This is a genomic window from Streptomyces globisporus (assembly GCF_003501885.1).
Lineage (GTDB): Bacteria > Actinomycetota > Actinomycetes > Streptomycetales > Streptomycetaceae > Streptomyces > Streptomyces globisporus_D.
Genome location: NZ_QWFA01000164.1, coordinates 1 through 20,251 on the forward strand (window position 1 = coordinate 1; position 20,251 = coordinate 20,251).

General features: G+C 72.9%; 14 protein-coding genes and 2 pseudogenes. 11 read left to right on the forward strand and 5 right to left on the reverse strand.

The genetic code is table 11. The features are described from left to right. Positions 1 to 202: 202 nt before the first annotated feature. Positions 203 to 2,092 (forward strand): AMP-dependent synthetase/ligase, encoded by a 1,890-nt coding sequence (locus D3105_RS25485; RefSeq protein ID WP_165891081.1) that lies wholly within the window; start codon positions 203 to 205, stop codon positions 2,090 to 2,092. A gap of 219 nt (positions 2,093 to 2,311) precedes the next feature. On the opposite strand, the pseudogene D3105_RS25490 reads toward D3105_RS25485, so the two are convergent. Beyond that, positions 2,312 to 3,278: pseudogene (locus D3105_RS25490) on the reverse strand (MFS transporter). Positions 3,279 to 3,512: 234 nt separating this feature from the next. On the opposite strand from D3105_RS25490, the gene D3105_RS25495 reads away from it, so the two are divergent. The 3 genes from D3105_RS25495 to hemW all read left to right on the forward strand — a co-directional run bounded on the left by D3105_RS25495 (position 3,513) and on the right by hemW (position 7,444). Then, the gene (locus D3105_RS25495) at positions 3,513 to 4,001 is read left to right on the forward strand and encodes a DedA family protein (RefSeq protein WP_118905361.1); all 489 of its coding nucleotides are present in this window, start codon (positions 3,513 to 3,515) and stop codon (positions 3,999 to 4,001) included. Positions 4,002 to 4,115: 114 nt separating this feature from the next. Further along, positions 4,116 to 6,092: an ATP-binding SpoIIE family protein phosphatase gene (locus tag D3105_RS25500; protein WP_118905362.1), complete on the forward strand. Its 1,977-nt coding sequence runs from the start codon at positions 4,116 to 4,118 to the stop codon at positions 6,090 to 6,092. Between the two features lie 110 nt (positions 6,093 to 6,202). Beyond that, a complete protein-coding gene (gene hemW / locus D3105_RS25505) occupies positions 6,203 to 7,444 on the forward strand; it encodes a radical SAM family heme chaperone HemW (RefSeq protein WP_118905363.1) in 1,242 nt (413 codons plus the stop codon). A gap of 21 nt (positions 7,445 to 7,465) precedes the next feature. Here the strand turns inward: hemW and D3105_RS25510 are convergent, their stop codons facing one another. From D3105_RS25510 to D3105_RS25520, 3 genes are all read right to left on the reverse strand, one after another. Continuing rightward, a complete protein-coding gene (locus D3105_RS25510) occupies positions 7,466 to 10,342 on the reverse strand; it encodes an ABC transporter substrate-binding protein (protein ID WP_118905364.1) in 2,877 nt (958 codons plus the stop codon). A gap of 142 nt (positions 10,343 to 10,484) precedes the next feature. Continuing rightward, complete coding sequence (locus D3105_RS25515; RefSeq protein ID WP_118905365.1) at positions 10,485 to 11,303, reverse strand: DUF3097 domain-containing protein; 819 nt, start codon at positions 11,301 to 11,303, stop codon at positions 10,485 to 10,487. Positions 11,304 to 11,421: 118 nt separating this feature from the next. Beyond that, positions 11,422 to 12,153 carry an MBL fold metallo-hydrolase gene (locus tag D3105_RS25520; protein WP_118905366.1) on the reverse strand — a complete coding sequence of 244 codons (732 nt, stop codon included), beginning with the start codon at positions 12,151 to 12,153 and terminating at the stop codon, positions 11,422 to 11,424. A gap of 164 nt (positions 12,154 to 12,317) precedes the next feature. On the opposite strand from D3105_RS25520, the gene hrcA reads away from it, so the two are divergent. The 7 genes and pseudogenes from hrcA to D3105_RS25555 all read left to right on the forward strand — a co-directional run bounded on the left by hrcA (position 12,318) and on the right by D3105_RS25555 (position 18,867). Further along, the gene (hrcA, locus tag D3105_RS25525; RefSeq protein ID WP_010064157.1) at positions 12,318 to 13,334 is read left to right on the forward strand and encodes a heat-inducible transcriptional repressor HrcA; all 1,017 of its coding nucleotides are present in this window, start codon (positions 12,318 to 12,320) and stop codon (positions 13,332 to 13,334) included. After that, entirely contained in the window at positions 13,335 to 14,477 is a 1,143-nt protein-coding gene (gene dnaJ / locus D3105_RS25530; protein ID WP_006124339.1) for a molecular chaperone DnaJ, read from the forward strand. A gap of 132 nt (positions 14,478 to 14,609) precedes the next feature. Further along, positions 14,610 to 15,683: a nitronate monooxygenase gene (locus D3105_RS25535; protein ID WP_118905367.1), complete on the forward strand. Its 1,074-nt coding sequence runs from the start codon at positions 14,610 to 14,612 to the stop codon at positions 15,681 to 15,683. Next, positions 15,680 to 16,427 (forward strand): annotated as a pseudogene (locus D3105_RS25540) (16S rRNA (uracil(1498)-N(3))-methyltransferase). The gene D3105_RS25535 and the pseudogene D3105_RS25540 overlap by 4 nt, the downstream one beginning before the upstream one ends. A 108-nt stretch (positions 16,428 to 16,535) precedes the next feature. Then, positions 16,536 to 16,895: a histidine triad nucleotide-binding protein gene (locus D3105_RS25545; protein ID WP_010064161.1), complete on the forward strand. Its 360-nt coding sequence runs from the start codon at positions 16,536 to 16,538 to the stop codon at positions 16,893 to 16,895. Positions 16,896 to 16,932: 37 nt separating this feature from the next. Next, a complete protein-coding gene (locus D3105_RS25550; protein ID WP_118905368.1) occupies positions 16,933 to 17,844 on the forward strand; it encodes a ribonuclease Z in 912 nt (303 codons plus the stop codon). Between the two features lie 30 nt (positions 17,845 to 17,874). After that, positions 17,875 to 18,867 carry an adenosine deaminase gene (locus tag D3105_RS25555; protein WP_118905369.1) on the forward strand — a complete coding sequence of 331 codons (993 nt, stop codon included), beginning with the start codon at positions 17,875 to 17,877 and terminating at the stop codon, positions 18,865 to 18,867. Here the strand turns inward: D3105_RS25555 and D3105_RS25560 are convergent. Continuing rightward, complete coding sequence (locus tag D3105_RS25560; protein ID WP_118905370.1) at positions 18,831 to 20,183, reverse strand: MFS transporter; 1,353 nt, start codon at positions 20,181 to 20,183, stop codon at positions 18,831 to 18,833. The genes D3105_RS25555 and D3105_RS25560 overlap by 37 nt on opposite strands. Positions 20,184 to 20,251: the final 68 nt, after the last annotated feature.

Consider the following 20,251-nt stretch of genomic DNA (forward strand, 5'->3'; position numbering starts at 1 on the left):
TGCGGCGTGAGGGCCCTTTCGTTATGAAAGCGGCGGCCCGTTGCCTCTTACGTGGCGCGCGCGTGCGCTCTACTCTGATCACGCATCGTTGGTTACTCGCCAGTTAAACAAGCCGAACAAGCAGGTTGCGCAGCAGGACAGCAGCAGTAGTCGCAGTATCAAAGAAGCCGGTCGTAGCAATGCCGCAGGCCCGGAGGACGTCGTGAGCGACACACAGACCTTGATCGATAACCGGCCGCCCTCCGTGGCGTCCCTCTTCATCGACCGCGTGGCGGCGACCCCGGACGGCGAGGCGTACCGCTATCCGGTGCCGTCGGCCTCGGGCCAGGGCCCGGACGACTGGAAGTCGCTGAGCTGGGGCCAGGCCTCGGAGCGGGTCTACGCGATCGCCGCCGGGCTGATCGCGCTCGGCGTGCAGCCGGAGGAGCGGGTCGCCCTCTCCTCGGCCACCCGGGTGGAGTGGATCCTCATCGACCTCGGGGTGATGTGCGCGGGCGCCGCGACCACGACGATCTACCCCTCCACGAACGCCGAGGAGTCCGCGTTCATCCTGGCCGACTCCGAGAGCCGGATCCTCATCGCGGAGGACGCCGAGCAGCTGGCCAAGGCCCGCGAGCGCCGCACCGAGCTGCCCGACCTCGCCCATGTCGTCGTCATCGACCCGGCCGGCGCCGAGCCCGCCGAGGGCGACCCCGAGGGCTGGATCATCACCCTCGCGGAGCTGGAGGCCCGGGGCAACGAGCTGCTCGCGAAGACCCCGGACGCGGTCACCGAGCGAGTCGCCGCCATCACCGCCGACCAGCTCGCCACCCTCATCTACACCTCCGGCACCACCGGCCGGCCCAAGGGCGTACGGCTGCCGCACGACAACTGGTCGTACATGGCCAAGGCCACCGTCTCGACCGGCCTCATCAACGCCGACGACGTCCAGTACCTCTGGCTGCCGCTCGCCCATGTCTTCGGCAAGGTCCTCACCTCGGGCCAGATCGAGGTCGGCCACGTCACCGCGATCGACGGCCGCATCGACAAGATCATCGAGAATCTGCCGGTCGTCCAGCCGACCTACATGGCCGCCGTCCCCCGGATCTTCGAGAAGGTCTACAACGGGGTCGCGTCCAAGGCCCGTGCGGGCGGTGGCGCGAAGTACAAGATCTTCCAGTGGGCGGCGGGGGTGGGCCGCGAGTACGCCAAGGTCTCCCAGGACAACTTCCGGCGTACCGGCAAGGCGTCCGTCCCCTTCGCGCTCGGCGCCAAGCACAAGGTCGCCGACACGCTCGTCTTCTCCAAGATCCGCGAGGCCTTCGGCGGCCGGCTGCGCGCCTGTGTCTCCGGCTCCGCCGCCCTCGCCCCGGACATCGGCTACTTCTTCGCGGGCGCCGGGGTCCACATCCTGGAGGGCTACGGCCTCACCGAGAGCAGCGCCGCCTCGTTCGTCAACCCGGGCGAGGCCTACCGCACCGGCACCGTCGGCAAGCCGCTCCCCGGCACCGAGGTGCGCATCGCGGACGACGGCGAGATCCTGCTGCGCGGCCCCGGGATCATGCAGGGCTACCACAAGCTGCCCGACAAGACCGAGGAGGTCCTGGAGTCGGACGGCTGGTTCCACACCGGGGACATCGGCGAGCTGTCGGCCGACGGCTACCTGCGCATCACCGACCGCAAGAAGGACCTGATCAAGACGTCGGGCGGCAAGTACGTCGCCCCGGCGGAGGTCGAGGGCCAGTTCAAGGCGGTCTGCCCGTTCGTCTCCAACATCCTGGTGCACGGCGCGGACCGTAACTTCTGCACCGCGCTCATCGCGCTCGACGGCCCCACCGTCCTCGGCTGGGCCGCCGAGAACGGCCTGGAGGGCAAGTCGTACGCGGAGGTCGTCGCCGCCCCGCAGACCGTCGAGCTGATCGACGGGTACGTCCAGCGTCTCAACGAGGGCCTGCAGCGCTGGCAGACCATCAAGAAGTTCCGGCTTCTGCCGCGTGACCTGGACGTCGAGCACGGCGAGCTGACCCCCAGCCTCAAGCTGAAGCGGCCGGTCGTCGAACGCGAGTACCAGGGGCTCATCGACGAGATGTACGCAGGCTCGCGAGAGGCCTGATGTCCGCAGGCTCGCGCGAGGCTCAGCGGCTGCGCGCGTGAACCCGTCCGGGGGCTCGGCCCCGGGCGGGCACGGCGGGGAGTGCGGACCCTCACGGGCCCGGGCTCCCCGCCCGTTCGTCTTCCCTGCGCCGGGGCCGCGTGCGGCTTCCCCGGTGCCGGTGCCGGTGCCGGTGCCGCATGCCGTGTCGGGCGGGGCCGCAGGCCCACGCCCGCCCGTTCAGTCGCGGCGGGTCCGCAGGACCCCGGCGAGCAGCACCACCAGCACTCCGGCGGCGGGGATCACCAGCAGGCCGGTGCGCAGGCCGGCCGTGTCGGCGACCTGGCCGACGATCGGCGGCGACAGCAGGAAGCCCAGCCGCATGAGCCAGGAGACGATCGTCAGGCCCGAGCCGGGCTTGAGGCCGGGCAGCGCGTCGGCCTCGTGCATCGCGGCGGGCACCAGGGTCGCCACCCCGAATCCGGCCAGGGCGAAGCCAAGGACGGTGCCCGAGGACGAGGGCCGCCAGCAGGACGAGGGCCGCCAGCACCAGCCCGACGCGCGCGGCGCCGCGCGCCTCTTCCGTGTCGCGCTGCTCCGGGCCGGTCTCCTCCGGGTCGTTGTCCGGTCCGGGGAGGCAGAAGCGCAGCGCGGCCCCGGCGGCGGCGACGAGGACGGCGGCCGAGACCGTGAGGTGGACGCCGAGCGACAGGTCCAGCGCCATCGCCCCTGCCGCCATCAGCCCACCGGTGACCGCGCCGATGGACCAGATCGCGTGGAAGGAGTTGAGGATGGACCGCCCGTAGAGCCGCTGCACCCGAAGACCGTGCGCGTTCTGCGCGACGTCCGTCAGCGCGTCCATGGCTCCGGCCAGGAACAGGCCGGTCGCGAACAGGGCGACCGACGGGGCCAGACCGGCGGCCAGGATCCCCGCACCCGTCAGCAGCGTCCCGAGCACCGCGACCCGCGCCGAGCCCATGCGGCGGACGAGCACCCCCGCCGCGAGGCCGGCCGTGATCGCCCCTGCCGGGAACGCGGCGACCGCGAGACCGTAGGCGCCGTTGCCGATCGCCAGATCCTCCTTGATCTGCGGATACCTCGGCAGCAGGTTGGCGAACAGGGCCCCGTTCGTGAAGAACAGGACGGCGACGGCGGCCCGCGCGTGGCGTGCGGCGGGGAGAGGCCGTGTCTCGGTGTCGACGGTCATGCGGATGACCCTAGCTTCAGAGCGTACGAACGTACACTCGCCGGTGCGATGAATTCCGACCGAGTGGTAGGTATCCCCGTCTCGGGGGGCAGGGGGCCGGTACCCGCCGTATGCGCGTCCGGTTAGGCTGGCCTTGCCTGGTGTGGTACCCGGCGGACGGAACCGGCAGAGGCGGGGCGCAGGTGAGAGACGGTGACCGGGCTCGTGCCCGGCGTGCGCCCGGGGTGAGGCGCCGTGGATGAGATCGCGCTCGCGGCCGGAGCCCTGTACGTCATCGTCCTGCTGCGCGCCGGCGGGACGTTCGCCGTCGGGTGGCTCGCCGGAGCCGGCGCCCGGCGCGGCCGGTTCGCCGAGCGGACCTCCTCGGCGAAGTTCCGGCGGGCCGAGCGGGCGATCCAGCGGTGGGGCGCGCCGGTGGTGGCCGTCTCCTTCCTGACGGTCGGGTTCCAGACCGCCGCCAACTTCCTCGCGGGCAGCATGCGCATGCCCCTGTCGCGCTACCTCCCGGCCCTGTTCGTGGGCGGAGCCGCCTGGGCGCTGATCTACGCGACCGCCGGCTTCGGCATCCTCAAGGGGCTGGGGCGGCTCTTCGCCGAGCAGACGGCCCTCGGGGTGGCCGGCGTGGTCGTCCTCCTGCTCGCGGCGGGCGGGGTGGTGGTGTACCGCAGGCGACGCGCGGTGGCCGTGCCGTCCTCCGGTGACGCCGCTTCCGACAGGTCGTAACCCGTCCCGCGCGTTCGAATCTGCTCGATTTTCTGCTCACTTCCGTAACTCGGTGCTTATGGATGCGGCCGGTCTGTCACTCTGTCGGTGTCGTCCGACCGTAGGAGCCGCCCCGTGGCGCCCATTCCCCTGCAGCGGGACACCGTGCAGCGTCCCGGCACCATCCGTGCCGGGGGTGCGCACGGCCCGCGCCTGGCCAGCCGCACCAGCCTGCCCGGGATACCGCTCGCCCCCTCCGCCGCCCGGCGGTTCGTGCGGGCCGCGCTCGCGGAGTGGACCGGGCTCGGGGTGCCCGCCGCCGTGGGCTTCAGCGACCGGCTGGCCGACGACGCCGTGACCGTCACCAACGAGCTGGTCACCAACGCCGTCGTGCACGCGGGCACCACCGTCGACCTGGTCCTCCGGCTGGAGGAGGGGGGCGGCGACGAGCCGTCCGCCGCCCTCGTCCTGGAGGTCACCGACCACCACCCGGCCCGCCCGGTCAGCGGCGACGAGCCGGAGCCCGGGCCGGAACCGGGCGTGGCGGTCGCCGGGGAGCTGCCGGACCCCGCCGAGTACGGCCGGGGCCTCCAGCTCGTCGCGACCCTCGCCGACTCCTGGGGCATCACCTACCGCACCGGCCTCAAGACCGTCTGGGCCCGACTCCCCGTCGACGACTGGAGCGCCCCGCCCGCCCCGCCCGACGGGGAGGCCCTCCGGCGCGGCCTGCGCGCCGCCGAGATCCTCGCGCCCGCCGCCCGGCGCACCGAACGCGACGACGCGGTCTGGGACAGCCGGGGCGCCCCGGCCTTCCTCGCCGAGGCCTCAGACCTCCTCGCCGGGCAGCTGGACGAGGACCTGGTGGCCGCCATAGCGGGCCAGTTGCTGGTGCCCCGGCTCGCGGACTGGTGCGCGATCTGGCTGGAGACCGAGGGCGGGGGACCGGCCGCCGAACCCCGGCTCGCCCGGGTCTGGCACAGCGACGAGACCGGTGCCGAGCCCCTGCGCACCGCCCTGGAGCGGGCCCCGCTCACCCTTCCCGCCGGGGCGGGCTGCGGCCCCGTCACCGTGCCCTGGCCCGCGCACCCCGGCCACCCCGCCGATCGGCCCGGGGAGGCCGAGGACGCCGCGCCGCCGGACCCCGGCGGCCGGGACGGGGCCGCGCTCGCGTTCCGCATCACCGCCGGGGGCCGGATGCTCGGCACCGTCCTCGTCGGGCGGGAGGGCGACGCCCAGGTCCCCGAGGCGGTCTCCTCGCTGATCGAGGACTTCGTCCGCCGCCTCGGCCTCGCCGTCGGCGCCGCCCGCGCCTACACCCGGCAGGCCACCATCAGCCGGATTCTCCAGCGCGGCCTGCTCCCCAGCAAGGTCGCGGACATCCCCGGCGTCACCAGCTCCCTCGTCTACGAACCGAGCGACGACGGGGTGGTCGGTGGTGACTTCTACGACATCTTCCCGTGCCCAGGCGACCGCTGGTGCTTCGTCCTCGGCGACGTCCAGGGCTCGGGCCCCGAGGCCGCTGTCGTCACCGGTCTCGCCCGCCCCTGGCTCCGCCTGCTCTCCCGGGAGGGCTTCGGCGTCGGGGAGGTCCTGGACCGGCTGAACCGGCTGCTCCTCGACGACGCCATGGAGGCCGCCGAGGCCGCCGCCCTGATGGTCGCCGCCGCCGGGGGCCAGCAGCTCCACGACGGCACCCAGTCGCGGTTCCTCTCCCTGCTGTACGGGGAGGTCGTGCCGCTCCCCGACGGCGGGGTCCGCTGCACGGTGGCCAGCGCCGGGCACCCGCTGCCGCTGCTGCTGCGCCCCGACGGCTCCGTACGCCCGGCCGCCGAGCCCCAGGTGCTGCTGGGGGTCGTGGAGGACGTGGCGTACGAGAGCCAGGTCTTCGACCTCGCGCCCGGGGACACCCTGCTCTGCGTCACCGACGGGGTGACCGAGCGGCGGTCGGGCCCGCTGATGTTCGACGACGGGGACGGGCTGGCCCGGGTGCTCGCCGGATGCGCCGGGCTGCCCGCCGAGGCCACCGCCGAGAAGATCCGGCGGGCCGTGCACGAGTTCGCCGAGCAGCCCCCGGACGACGACGTTGCCCTGCTGGTCCTGCACGCGGACTGACGCGGACCGAACGGACCGGGCCCGCGAGCCCGCCCGGACCGGGCCCGCGAGCCCGCCCGGACCGGGCCCGCGAGCCCGCCCGGTCCGGGAAGCTCCGGCGGCGAGCGACAATGGTCGGTATGCCTTCCGTACTGCCCGATGGTGAGCCCGTGCCCGACGACGGGGCGCTGCCCCGCCATGCCCTGGAAGGCGCAGCCGACCGCCCGCTCGGCTTCTACCTGCACGTCCCGTACTGCGCCACCCGCTGCGGCTACTGCGACTTCAACACCTACACCGCCACCGAGCTGCGCGGCTCCGGCGGTGCGCTGGCCTCCCGCGACAACTACGCCGTCCACCTGATCGAGGAGGTCCGCCAGGCCCGCAAGGTCCTCGGCGACGACCCGCGCCCGGTCCGTACCGTCTTCGTCGGCGGCGGCACGCCCACCCTGTTGCCCGCCGCCGATCTCGTCCGGATGCTGGGGGCGATCCGGGACGAGTTCGGGCTCGCGGACGACGCCGAGATCACCACCGAGGCCAACCCCGAGTCCGTCGACCCGGCCTACCTCGAAGCCCTGCGCGAGGGCGGTTTCAACCGGGTCTCCTTCGGGATGCAGAGCGCCAGGCAGCACGTCCTGAAGATCCTCGACCGCACGCACACCCCCGGCCGCCCCGAGGCCTGCGTCGCCGAGGCGCGCGCGGCGGGCTTCGACCACGTCAACCTCGACCTGATCTACGGCACCCCCGGCGAGTCCGACGACGACTGGCGGGCCACCCTGGACGCCGCGATCGGCGCGGGCCCCGACCACGTCTCGGCGTACGCCCTGATCGTGGAGGAGGGCACCCAGCTCGCCCGCCGCATCCGGCGCGGCGAGATCCCGATGACCGACGACGACGCCCACGCCGACCGCTATCTCATCGCGGACGAGGCCTTCGCCGCCGCCGGGTTCCACTGGTACGAGGTCTCCAACTGGGCCACCACCGAAGCCGGTCGCTGCCTCCACAACGAGCTGTACTGGCGCGGCGCCGACTGGTGGGGCGCCGGCCCCGGCGCCCACAGCCACGTCGGCGGCGTGCGCTGGTGGAACGTGAAGCACCCCGGCGCGTACGCCCAGGCGCTCGCCGAGGGCCGCTCGCCCGGCGCGGGCCGCGAGATCCTCGCCGAGGAGGACCGCCGGGTCGAGCGCATCCTGCTGGAGCTGCGGCTGCGCGAGGGGTGCCCGCTGGACCTGCTGAAACCCGACGGCCTCGCCGCCTCCCGGCGCGCCCTGGCCGACGGGCTGCTGGAGCCGGAACCGTACGACAAGGGCCGCGCGGTCCTCACCCTGCGCGGGCGGCTCCTCGCCGACGCCGTCGTCCGCGACCTGGTCGACTGAGCGGAGCCGGGGTCAGGAGCCTCACGGCTTGCAGTCCTTCGCCGTCAGCGGCGGCGCGACCCCCGCGGGCTTGCCGCAGACCAGGGTCCGTTCCGCGCTCGGCCCCGGCCGGACCACCTTGACGATGTTCAGGCCGTGCACGTTGTCCGCGACCGAGGACCGGGCCCGGCTGAACGAGATCGTCCCCGTCGGCATGTTGTTCAGGTCCACCGTGTGCAGCGTGGCCCACGTCTCCGCCGCGCTCCGCCGCTTGTCGCCGCGCGCCGCCGCGTCGTACAGGGCGGCCGTGGCGCTGTACGAGATCACGGTCTGTCCGCTGGCGAAGAGGTCGTCCTCGTACGCCGGACGCCCCGAGACCAGGGCGGTGACCTCGCCCTCGGGGTGCAGCCGCCGCAGGGTGCGGTACGCGTCCCCGTAGAAGCCGAGGTTCTTCCCCCGGTCCAGCGGGGCGAGCGAGGAGTGGTAGAGCGTGACGTTGGCCGCGATGGACGTGGAGTCGTCGAACGTCCCCTTCGTCAGATCGTCCCCGGTGAACACCGTCATCCGCCGGTCCGAGCACCCGGTGGTCTCCGACAGGCCCCGCATCAGCGTCGGTACGTCCTCGACCCGTCCCGCGAAGTACAGCGCGTCGGGAACCCGCTCGGCCCGGCAGATCGTCGTCAGCGGAGTGTTCAGGCTCGCTCCGCCCGCCAGGTCGTACGTCACGTCCTTCCCCGGTTCGAAACCCGCGTCCTGAAGCATCTTGCGGCCCGCGTCCCGCTGCTCGGCGGTGTACCGGTCCAGGTCCCCGTTGCGGTCCTCGCGCGACAGCACGATCGCGTGCGGGCGATCGAGGCCCTTCGCGATCTGCCGGGCGACCAGACCGAGCGCGTGCGTCTGCTCCTCGTCCGTCGCCGCGAGGCCGAAGTAGTTCGGGTACTCGCGGGGCAGGTCGCTGCTGGAGTTCGTCGTGTTCACCACCGCCAGCCCGGCCTCCCGGAGCAGCTTCGTCGCCTTCTCGCTCTCCTGGGTGTTCCGGCCGAGACCGACCACCCCGACCACCGTCGGATCCCGCCGGGCCACCTCGATGATCTTCTCCACGGCGGTGAGCTGCCGCAGCATGTCCTCGCCGCCGTTGGCGGTCAGCACCCGCAGCTTCACCGACCGGCGCACCGTCTTGTTGACCGCCCGCTGCTGGAGGTAGACCCCGGTCAGCTCCTCCAGCCCCTTGCGGGTCGCCTCCCGGTCCTTGCCCGTGGCGGTGAGCGGACCGGCGTACACGACCGTCACATACGCGTCGCCCGCCTCGATGTCGTCGTTCTCCTCACGGATCGCCTGCTCGATCCGCTCGAACGTGATGCCCTTGCCCGCCCCGTTCAGCTCCAGGTCGTTGCCCCGCGCGAAGAGCACCTCGGGCGCGGTCGCCACCCCCACGCACTCCCGGTCGCCGTCCGGCCCCTGCCATATCGCGTCCGTGTTCCGGTCGGTCAGCGGCCCGTGGCAGTACGTGTCACGCCAGTGCCCGGCCCACAGGAACGCCGCCAGGAGCGAGCCCACGACGGCCACGGCGATCGTCGCCCGCGACATCACCCACCACGCCCAGGTCCGCCGCACCCGGTGGGTGACGAGTTGGGCGGCCGCGTGCTCATGGGTCAGCTTCTCGGTGGACAGCGGCAGCAGCAGCACCCACGCCAGGGTCGCCGCGGCCACCGGCGACTGGCCCAGACTCAGATCGTCGACCCAGCGCTGGTACCGGGCCCGTGCCCCGGAGGAGCCGCCCGGCGCACCCGGACCCGGCCGCTCCGGCGGCAGCGGCGGGGTGTGCCGCATGATCTCGGAGGCCGGCAGCGAGGCGAGCAGCAGCAGCGGATCGACCTCACTGCGCCGCGACCGTACGTTGTTGATCGCGTTGATCAGCAGGATGCCGCCGTTGTCCTGCGTGGCCCGGGGCACGAACACCACCGGCGGGACCGTGCGCTTGCTGCGCCGCCAGTCCAGGGAGTGCGGTCGGTAGTTGTGCCGCAGGTCCTCCAGCAGCGCCTGCACCCGCAGCTCCAGATGGAACTGGCGCGCGTGCTCGTCGCCCGCCCCCGCGTCCGCCACCCGCTCCGCGACCGCCGCCGCCCGCGCCCGGATCACCCGCCACGAACCGCTCGGCGAGAACCACGACCAGCCGTCCGACGGATAGCCGGTGCTGGACGCGGCCAGCGAGGAGGTGGTGGCGAACCAGCGGCTGGCCCGGCGCAGCCACAGCAGCGGCGGCGCGGCCCGGCTCGCCAGGCCCACCACGGCGAGCCCGATCAGCGCGAGGGCCGCCACCAGGGCCGTCAGCAGCCAGTCGATCTCCCCGAGCAACACGCTGAGCAGCGCGATGAAGAGCGCCCCGACGAACGTCTCGGGCCGCACGGACTGCCGCAGCGCGTCCCACCGGGTCCCCCCGCGCGGCCGGCCGGACCGCCAGCGCAACCGGCTCAGCTGCTCCAGGATCCTTTCCTCGCGGACCTCGGAGGGGTTGCCGTCGGACTGCTCGACCACCGTCGCGGTGGCCTGCTCGATCGCCCCGAGCAGCCGCGAGCGCGGAAAGGAGAAGTTCTTGTACTGGGTGTTATCGCGGGTCTCCCACGGCTTCTCGGACAGCGTGCGCACCATGTCGAGCGCCGCCTCGTACGGAGTCGCTCCCGAGCCGTCCAGCAACCGCACCGGCACCCGGCGTAACGCGTTGGCCCGGTGCACCTGATGCACGAGCTGCTCCACCCGCGCGTCGATCTCCGGTCCGGCCCCGGCGTCCGCCGCCTGGGCCACCACGAGCGGCATCACCGGCCGGTTGACCCGGTACCGGTCGATCAGCCGCTGCATCAGGTGGAAGACGGCCGAGGCCGCCTCGTTGTCCGCACTCTCCTGCCAGCTCTCGCGCGCCATCGCCCCGTGCCCTTCCCCCGTGAACCGCCGGCCCGTTCGCACCCTTGGTAACCCTCAATAACCGATGGTGCGTGTGGGACGCAGGCATTCATAGAGATCGGTACGTGATCGTCCGGGACGGACCGGCGTCAGCCGGGGGACATCAGTCCGGAACGGTGACGAAGTCGATCAATTCCTCCACCCGGCCCAGCAGTTGGGGCTCCAGGTCCTTGTAGCTGCGGACCTTCGACAGAATGTGCTGCCAGGCCGCCCCGGTGTTCTCCGGCCACCCCAGCGCCCGGCACACGCCCGTCTTCCAGTCCTGGCCCCTCGGCACCACCGGCCAGGCGTCGATCCCCACCGAGGACGGCTTCACCGCCTCCCACACGTCGATGTAGGGGTGTCCCACCACCAGCACGTGGTCACCGGTCACCTGGGCCGCGATCCGGGACTCCTTGGAGCCGGGCACCAGATGGTCCACCAGCACCCCGAGCCGCGCGTCCGGCCCCGGCCCGAACTCCCCGACGATCGCCGGAAGGTCGTCGACGCCCTCCAGGTACTCCACCACCACTCCCTCGATGCGCAGGTCGTCGCCCCACACCCGCTCCACCAGTTCCGCGTCGTGCCGGCCCTCCACATAGATCCGCCCGGCCCGCGCCACCCGGGCCCGCGCGCCGGGCACCGCCACCGAACCGGAGGCCGTACGCGTGGGACGCACGGGACCGCCGGGGTCCGGGCGCACCAGCGTGACGACCTTGCCCTCCAGCAGGAAGCCGCGCGGCTCCATCGGGAACACCCGGTGCTTGCCGAACCGGTCCTCCAGGGTCACCGTCGGCCCCTGGGCCGTCTTCTCGCAGCGGATCACCGCCCCGCAGAAGCCGGTGGCGACCTCCTCCACGACCAGATCGGGTTCGGCGGGCACCTCGGGCACGGGGGCGGACCGCTTCCACGGCGGGGTCAGGTCCGGCTGGTAGCTGCGCATGGCCCGACGATAATCGGCCCGCCGCCGTGAAGAACCTCACACCGCCAGGAAGATCCTCGACACCGCCGCGGAGATCCTCACACCGCCGCGAAAGTCCTCGACGCCGCCGCGGAGATCCTCACGCCACCGCGAACCGCTCCGCCAGCGCCGCCCGCTGCTTCCGGACGAACGCCGCGTCCACCACCGCCCCGTGCCCCGGTACGTACAGCGCGTCCTCGCCGCCCAGCTCCAGCAGCCTCGCCAGCGCGGCCGGCCAGCGCGCGGTGACCGCGTCCGGGCCCGCCTGCGGATCGCCCGACTCCTCGACCAGATCGCCGCAGAGCACCACCGGAGGCCCACCGTCCGAGCCCGGCACCAGCACCGCGAGGTCGTGGCTGCTGTGGGCGGGGCCCAGATCGGCCAGCAGCACCCGGCGGCCGCCGCCCAGATCGAGGGCCTGCTCGCCGTGCACCTCGTGGTGCGGGACCACCAGCGTGTCCGCCGACCGGGCCGCCTCGTCCTCGGGGACGCCCTGGCGCACGGCGTCCCCGTAGAGCCCCTGCCCCCCGTCCCGCAGCAGGGCGGTCAGCCCCGCCGAGCCGTACACCTGGACCCCGGCGAACGCCGCCGTGCCCAGCACATGATCGAAATGGGGGTGGCTCAGTGCGATATGCGTCACCCTGCGGCCGAGCAGCGCCTCCGCCTGTCGCCGCAGCTCGACGCCCTCGCGCAGCGTCGCCCCGGTGTCGTACAGCAGCACCCCCTCCGCACCGGCGACCAGCACGACGGTGGCGTCCCAGCCCGGGAGCCGCCGCCGGCCGACACCGTTGCCCAACCGCTCCCACCCGAAGTCTTCCCAAGCGACGTCCATACCAGGACGCTATCGGCAACGACCTGCGCGGTCCCGTGGTGGGGCGGCCGGTCGCCCTTGCCCAGGCCCCACCCCACCCCCGTACACTGACGACGGGATTGCTGGCACTCGTACGCACCGAGTGCCAGTCGGAGACCGGAGACATACAGCTGGAGGTGTGCGCGATGCTCAGCGAACGCAGACTCGAAGTGCTGCGCGCCATCGTCCAGGACTACGTCGGCACGGAGGAGCCCGTCGGCTCCAAGGCGCTGACCGAGAGGCACCGGCTGGGGGTCTCCCCGGCCACCGTCCGCAACGACATGGCGGTGCTGGAGGACGAGGGCTTCATCGCCCAGCCGCACACGAGCGCGGGGCGCATCCCCACCGACAAGGGGTACCGCCTCTTCGTCGACAAGCTCGCGGGCGTCAAGCCGCTGTCCTCGCCCGAGCGCCGGGCCATCCAGAACTTCCTCGACGGCGCGGTCGACCTCGACGACGTGGTCGGCCGGACGGTGCGGCTGCTCGCGCAGCTGACCCGGCAGGTCGCCGTCGTGCAGTACCCCTCGCTGACCCGCTCGACGGTGCGGCACGTGGAGCTGCTCTCGCTCGCCCCCGCCCGGCTGATGCTCGTCCTGATCACGGACACCGGCCGGGTCGAACAGCGTATGATCGACTGCCCTGCGCCGTTCGGTGAGACATCGCTCGCGGACCTTCGGGCCCGGCTCAACAGCCGGGTCGTCGGACGCCGCTTCGCGGATGTCCCGCGCCTGGTGCAGGAGCTGCCGGAATCCTTCGACAGCGAGGACCGGGGGACGGTTTCCACGGTTCTCTCCACCCTCCTCGAAACCCTGGTCGAGGAGACGGAGGAGCGGCTGATGATCGGCGGCACCTCCAACCTCACCCGCTTCGGACACGACTTCCCGGTGATGATCCGGCCGGTGCTGGAAGCACTGGAGGAGCAGGTCGTCCTGCTGAAGCTGCTCGGTGAGGCCACGGACTCCGGCATGACCGTACGGATCGGGCACGAGAACGCCCACGAGGGGCTCAACTCCACGTCCGTCGTCGCGGTCGGCTACGGTTCGGGCGACGAGGCAGTCGCCAAACTCGGCGTGGTCGGACCGACCCGCATGGACTACCCCGGAACGATGGGAGCGGTACGCGCAGTGGCACGTTACGTCGGACAGATCCTGGCGGAGTCGTAAGTGGCCACGGACTACTACGCCGTACTCGGCGTGCGCCGCGACGCATCTCAGGACGAGATCAAGAAGGCATTCCGTCGGCTCGCCCGCGAGCTGCACCCGGATGTCAACCCGGACCCGAAGACCCAGGAGCGGTTCAAGGAGATCAACGCCGCTTACGAGGTGCTCTCGGACCCGCAGAAGAAGCAGGTCTACGACCTCGGCGGCGACCCGCTCTCCGCGAACGGCGGAGGCGGCGGCGGTGCGGGCGGTTTCGGAGCCGGCGGCTTCGGCAACTTCTCCGACATCATGGACGCCTTCTTCGGCAACGCCGCGCAGCGCGGGCCCCGTTCGCGGACCCGGCGCGGCCAGGACGCCATGATCCGGCTGGAGATCGACCTCAACGAGGCGGCCTTCGGCACCACCAAGGACATCCAGGTCGACACGGCCGTCGTCTGCAACACCTGCAGCGGCGAGGGCGCCGCCCCCGGCACGTCCGCCCAGACCTGTGACATGTGTCGCGGCCGCGGCGAGGTCTCGCAGGTCACCCGGTCCTTCCTGGGCCAGGTCATGACCTCGCGGCCCTGCCCGCAGTGCCAGGGCTTCGGCACCGTCGTGCCGACCCCGTGCCCGGAGTGCGCCGGCGACGGCCGCATCCGCTCGCGGCGCACGCTCACGGTCAAGATCCCGGCGGGCGTAGACAACGGCACCCGTATCCAGCTCGCCGGAGAGGGCGAGGTCGGCCCCGGCGGCGGCCCGCCCGGCGACCTGTACGTGGAGATCCACGAGCTGCCGCACTCCGTCTTCCAGCGGCGCGGCGACGATCTGCACTGCACGGTCACCATCCCCATGACGGCCGCGGCCCTCGGCACCAAGTGCCCGCTGGAGACGCTGGACGGCCTGGAGGAGATCGACATCCGGCCCGGCACCCAGTCCGGCCAGTCGGTGCCCCTGCACGGACGCGGGATCACGCATCTGCGCGGTGGGGGCCGGGGCGACCTGATCGTGCACGTCGAGGTGATCACCCCGTCCAAGCTCGACCCCGAGCAGGAGCGGCTGCTGCGGGAGCTGGCCAAGCTCCGTGGCGAGGAGCGGCCCCTGGGCCAATTCCAGCCAGGTCAGCAGGGCCTCTTCTCCCGTCTGAAGGACGCGTTCAACGGTCGCTGAACCGCTTTCGCCCTTTCACCGCACCGCCCGCCGGTTCTCCACCGGCGGGCGGTGCGGCGTTCGGCGGCAGAACCGGTCAGGCCGTCGGCTGGCTGATTCGGCCCCGTGCACCGGACGTGGCACGATGCGCTCATGTCCTCCGAGTTGACCGATCTCTGCCGGTATCCGATCGTGCAGGCCCCCATGGCGGGCGGCGCGTCCGGACCTCAGCTCGCCGGGGCCGTCGCCGAAGCAGGCGGGCTCGGATTCCTGGCCGCCGGGTACAAGACGGCGGACGGGATGTACAACGAGATCAAACAGCTCCGCCGGCTCACCTCCGGCCCGTTCGGCGTCAACCTCTTCATGCCGCAGCCCGCACTCGCCGACCCCAGCGCCGTCGAGGTCTACCGCCACCAGCTCGCCGGCGAGGCCGCCTGGTACGAGACCCCGCTCGGCGACCCGGACAGCAGCGGCGACGACGGCTACGAGGCGAAGGTCGCGATCCTGCTGGACGACCCGGTCCCGGTCGTCTCCTTCACCTTCGGCTGCCCCACCCGCGACACCCTGGACGCCTTCGCCCGCGCCGGTACGCACACCATCGTCACGGTCACCTCCGCCGAGGAGGCCCAGAGCGCCCAGTGGGCGGGCGCCGACACCGTCTGCGTCCAGGGCGTCGAGGCGGGCGGCCACCAGTCGACCCACCGCGACGACCCGCAGCTCGACCAGACCGGCACCGGGCTGCTCTCCCTCCTCGCCCAGGTCCGCGAGACCGTGCAGATCCCGATCGTCGCCACCGGTGGCCTGATGCGCGGCTCCCAGATCGCCGCCGTCCTCGCGGCGGGCGCGGACGCCGCCCAGCTCGGCACCGCCTTCCTGGCCTGCCCCGAGTCCGGCGCGCACCTGCTGCACAAGCAGGCCCTGACCAACCCCCTGTTCGTCCGCACCGAGCTGACCCGCGCCTTCTCCGGGCGGCCCGCCCGCGGCCTGGTCAACCGCTTCGTCCGCGAACACGGCCCGTACGCCCCCGCCGCCTACCCCCAGGTCCACTACGTCACCAGCGGGCTGCGCCAGGCCGCCGCCAAGGCCGGGGACGCCCAGGGCATGGCCCTGTGGGCCGGACAGGGCCACCGCATGGCCCGCGAACTGCCCGCAGGCGAGCTGATCGAGCTGCTCGCCGCCGAACTGGAGGCCGCCCGGGCGGCCCTGAGCATGAGGAGCCCCCGGTGACCGCACCGGTCTTCGTCGTCGAACGGATGCCCACCGGACCGGAGTTCGTCCTGGAAGGGCCCGAAGGGCGGCACGCCGTCTCCGTCAGGCGGCTCCAGTCCGGCGAGCATGTCGTCCTCACCGACGGACTCGGCCACTGGGCCGAGGGCGAGGTCCGCTCCGCCGAGGGCAAGGACCGCCTCACCGTCACGCTCCACGCCGGCGTCCAGGAGGAGCCGGAGCCCACGCCCCGGATCACCGTCGTCCAGGCGCTCCCCAAGGGCGACCGGGGTGAGCTGGCCGTCGAGACCATGACCGAGACCGGCGTCGACGCGATCGTCCCCTGGCAGGCCGCCCGCTGCATCACCCAGTGGAAGGGCGACCGGGGCGCGAAGGCCCTGACGAAGTGGCGCAGTACGGCCCGCGAGGCGGGCAAGCAGTCCCGTCGGGTGCGCTTCCCCGAGGTGGCCGAGGCCATGACGACCAAGCAGGTCGCGGCCCTGCTCGCCGGAGCCGATTTCGCCGGGGTCCTCCATGAGGACCGCGACCACGACAGCACCCCGCTCGCCACCGCCGAACTCCCGGCCGAGGGCACGATCGTGCTCGTCGTCGGCCCCGAGGGCGGCGTATCCCCGCAGGAACTGACCGCCTTCGCCGAGGCGGGCGCCCGCCCCTACCGTGCTGCGGCCGCAGGTGCTGCGTACGTCCACGGCGGGGACGGCGGCGACGGCACTGCTGCTGGGACGCACCGGCCGCTGGGGCTGAGCCGCAGCCGGGACGCACCGGCCGCAGGCATGAACCGTGCCCGGCGGCCCGGCAAGAGGCCCTAGCATGAGCCGTACTGATCATCAGCGAATGAGGAGGCCCGGCGCCATGGCGGGAGAGCCGCAGTCCGACTGCCTGTTCTGCAAGATCGTCTCGGGGGACATCCCGGCGACCATCGTCCGTGAGAGCGAGACCACCGTCGCCTTCCGCGACATCAACCCGCAGGCCCCGACCCACGTCCTGGTCATTCCCAAGGTCCACTACCCGGACGCCGCCTCCCTCGCCGCCGCCGAGCCGAAGATCGCCGCCGACGTGCTGACCGAGGCCGGAGCGGTCGCCGCCGACGAGAAGATCGACTCCACCGGCTACCGGGTCATCTTCAACACCGGGTCCGGCGCCGGCCAGACCGTCTTCCACGCGCACGCCCACGTCCTGGGCGGCCGCGGCCTCCAGTGGCCCCCCGGATAACCCTTCCCGTAAAGCAGCAGCGCAGGAGCGTTTCCCCATGTCCGTACGCGAGCTGGTGGTGCTCGGCACCGCCAGCCAGGTCCCCACCCGGCACCGCAACCACAACGGCTATCTGCTGCGCTGGGACGGCGAGGGCATCCTCTTCGACCCCGGTGAGGGCACCCAGCGCCAGATGCTGCGGGCCGGGACCGCCGCGCACGACATCCACCGGATCTGCGTCACCCACTTCCACGGCGACCACTCCCTCGGGCTCGCCGGGGTGATCCAGCGCATCAACCTGGACCAGGTGCCGCACCCGGTGACCGCCCACTACCCGGCGAGCGGGCAGCACTTCTTCGACCGGCTGCGGTACGCCACCGCCTACCGCGAGACCGTCGAGCTGGTCCAGGACCCGGTCGCCGGGGACGGCGGAATCCTCGCCGCCACCCCCGCGTACACCCTGGACAGCCATCGGCTCTCGCATCCCGTCGAGTCGTACGGCTACCGCCTCACCGAGCCCGATACCCGCCGCATGCTGCCCGCCCTCCTCAAGGAGCACGGCATCGCCGGACCGGACGTGGGCCGCCTCCAGCGCGAGGGCTCCCTCGGCGGCGTCACCCTGGAGCAGGTCTCCGAGCACCGGCGCGGGCAGCGGTTCGGGTTCGTCATGGACACCCGGCTCTGCGACGGGGTGTACGCGCTCGCCGAGGGCTGCGACATGCTCGTCATCGAGTCGACCTTCCTCGACGAGGACGAGAAGCTCGCCGTCGACCACGGCCACCTGACCGCCGGACAGGCCGCCCGGGTCGCCGTGGAGGCGGGCGTCCGCCACCTCGTGCTGACCCACTTCTCCCAGCGCTACAGCGATCCGGGGCTCTTCGAGACCCAGGCCCGCGCCGCCGGGTTCGACGGCGAACTCACCGTCGCCCAGGACCTCATCCGCGTCCCGGTCCCCACCCGGCACAACTGACCCCACCAGCACCACCGTTTGCGAGACACCGTGCACCTCCCCAAGGCAGAACTCCACCTTCACATCGAAGGCACCCTCGAACCCGAGCTGGCCTTCGCCCTCGCGGAACGCAACGGGGTGACCCTGCCGTACGCCACCACCGACGAACTGCGCGCCGCCTACCAGTTCGACGACCTCCAGTCCTTCCTGGACCTCTACTACGCGCTGATGGCCGTCCTGCGCACCGAGGACGACTTCGCCGAACTCGCCGACGCCTATCTCGCCCGCGCCGCCGCCCAGGGCGTCCGGCACGCGGAGATCTTCTTCGACCCGCAGGCCCACACCGCCCGGGGCGTCCCCATCGGCACGGTCATCGAGGGGCTCGGCCGCGCGCTGGAGCACAGCGAGGAGACCCACGGCGTCTCCACCCAGCTGATCATGTGCTTCCTGCGCGACCTGTCCGCCGCATCGGCCCTCGGCACCCTCGACGCGGCCAAGCCGTACCTCCACCGGATCAGCGCCATCGGCCTGGACTCCGCCGAGGTCGGCCACCCGCCCGCCAAGTTCCGCGAGGTGTACGAGGCGGCCACCGCGCTCGGCCTGCGCAAGGTGGCCCACGCGGGGGAGGAGGGCCCGCCTGAGTACATCCGGGAGGCCCTCGACGTCCTCGGCGTCGAGCGCATCGACCACGGGCTGCGCTGCATGGAGGACCCGGAGCTGGTCCGGCGGCTGGTCGCCGACCGGGTGCCGCTCACGCTCTGCCCGCTCTCCAACGTACGGCTGCGGACGGTCGACAAGCTGACCGACCATCCGCTGCCCGCGATGCTCGCCGCCGGACTGCACTGCACGGTCAACTCCGACGACCCCGCCTACTTCGGCGGGTACGCCGGAGACAACTTCGACGCCGTTCGCGACGCGCTCGCCCTGGACCCGGAGCAGCTGCGCACCCTGGCCCGCAACTCCTTCGAGGCGGCCTTCCTCGACCACGACGAGGAGCGCCGGGCGCGCTATCTGGCCGAGGTCGAGGCGTACGCGTTCGACTGACCGGAACCGCCGTCCGGACCGGCCGTCCGGATCGCGCTGCGCACCAGCCGCCTGCGCCGTACGCGCAGCTCCGTGACGGCCTGCTCCGGTGAACCGAGCTTCGGCACCGCACCGGACAGGCCTCCGGTGGTGGCGGCGAGCAGAGCGGCCGGGGCGCCACCGCGACGGCGCACCGAACCGGGCACCAGCGGACGGCCGCCGGTGTGCAGCGCCACGGCGGTCACGGGGGCGGCGACCAGCAGGGTGGCCGCCCCGAGGATCAGCCCCATCGCCGGATAGCCGGCCTCCTCGGAGAGCACGCTCCCCAGCAGCGGGCCGCAGGCCACCCCCACCGAGGAGGTCGAGCCCGCCAGCACCGCCCAGCGGCCGCGTATGTCCAGGGAGGCGGCGAGACCGATCAGGTAGGAGAGGACCACCGGGTAGACGGTGTTCCACATGATCTCGCCGGTCGCGAACGAGCCGAGGTCCCGGGCCGATGAGCTGAGCACGATGCTGGCTGCGATGACCACGGTCCCGAGCCCGATCGGCACCGCCCGGCCGAGCCGTGCGCCGAGCAGCCCGGCGCCCGTCACCCCGAGCAGACCCGCGCCGAGCGCGGCGGCGAACACCGCGCCCACGGTGACTTCGGACAGCCCCGCCTGGTCGAGGCCGATACGGCTGCTCACGCCCCACAGCGCGTTCTGCGCCATGGACCAGACGAGCATGCCGCCCGCCAGGACGAGCCCGGAGCGGCGGTGCGGCAGCCGGCCGGTGACCGGCGAGCTGGTCTCCTCCGCCGTCCGCGCGCCGTCGAGCCGGGCGGTCGCGGGCCAGACGAGCAGGGCGACCAGGGCGATCGCGGCGAACGGGAGCCGGTGACCGCCGCCGAGGTGAGGGATCGTCAGGTAGAGGACGCCCGCCGTGGCGGACACGGTGAGCAGCCCGAGCGAGGACGTCCGGTGCGGGTCGCGCTGGGCGGCGATCCCGGACGCCGCGACCGCCGTCGCCGTGCCCGAGCCGAAGCCGCCGACCATCACGCCGAGCACCACCGGCGGTACGGACCCGGCGAGCGCGGCGCAGCCGTAGCCGACGGCGGCCAGCACCAGTCCGGCCCGGGCGGGGGTACGGGCCCCGAACCGCTCGACCCGGCCCGCCAGCGCGAAGCCGGCTCCGGCCGAGCTGAGGAGCAGGGCGCTGCCGACCAGACCGGCCTGGGCGGGACTCAGCCCGAGATGGGCGCTGAGCCGGCCGACGACGGTGGGCAGCAGATAGGAGGCGAGGTAACCGGCGGTGAACACGGCCACCAGGGGCCACGCGGCACCAGGGCGCGAGGACATGGGCGTTCCTGAAGACATGCCTGAGCAGGCAGGGGGAGGGGAGGGGGCACGGCGAAAAGGCAAGGGGG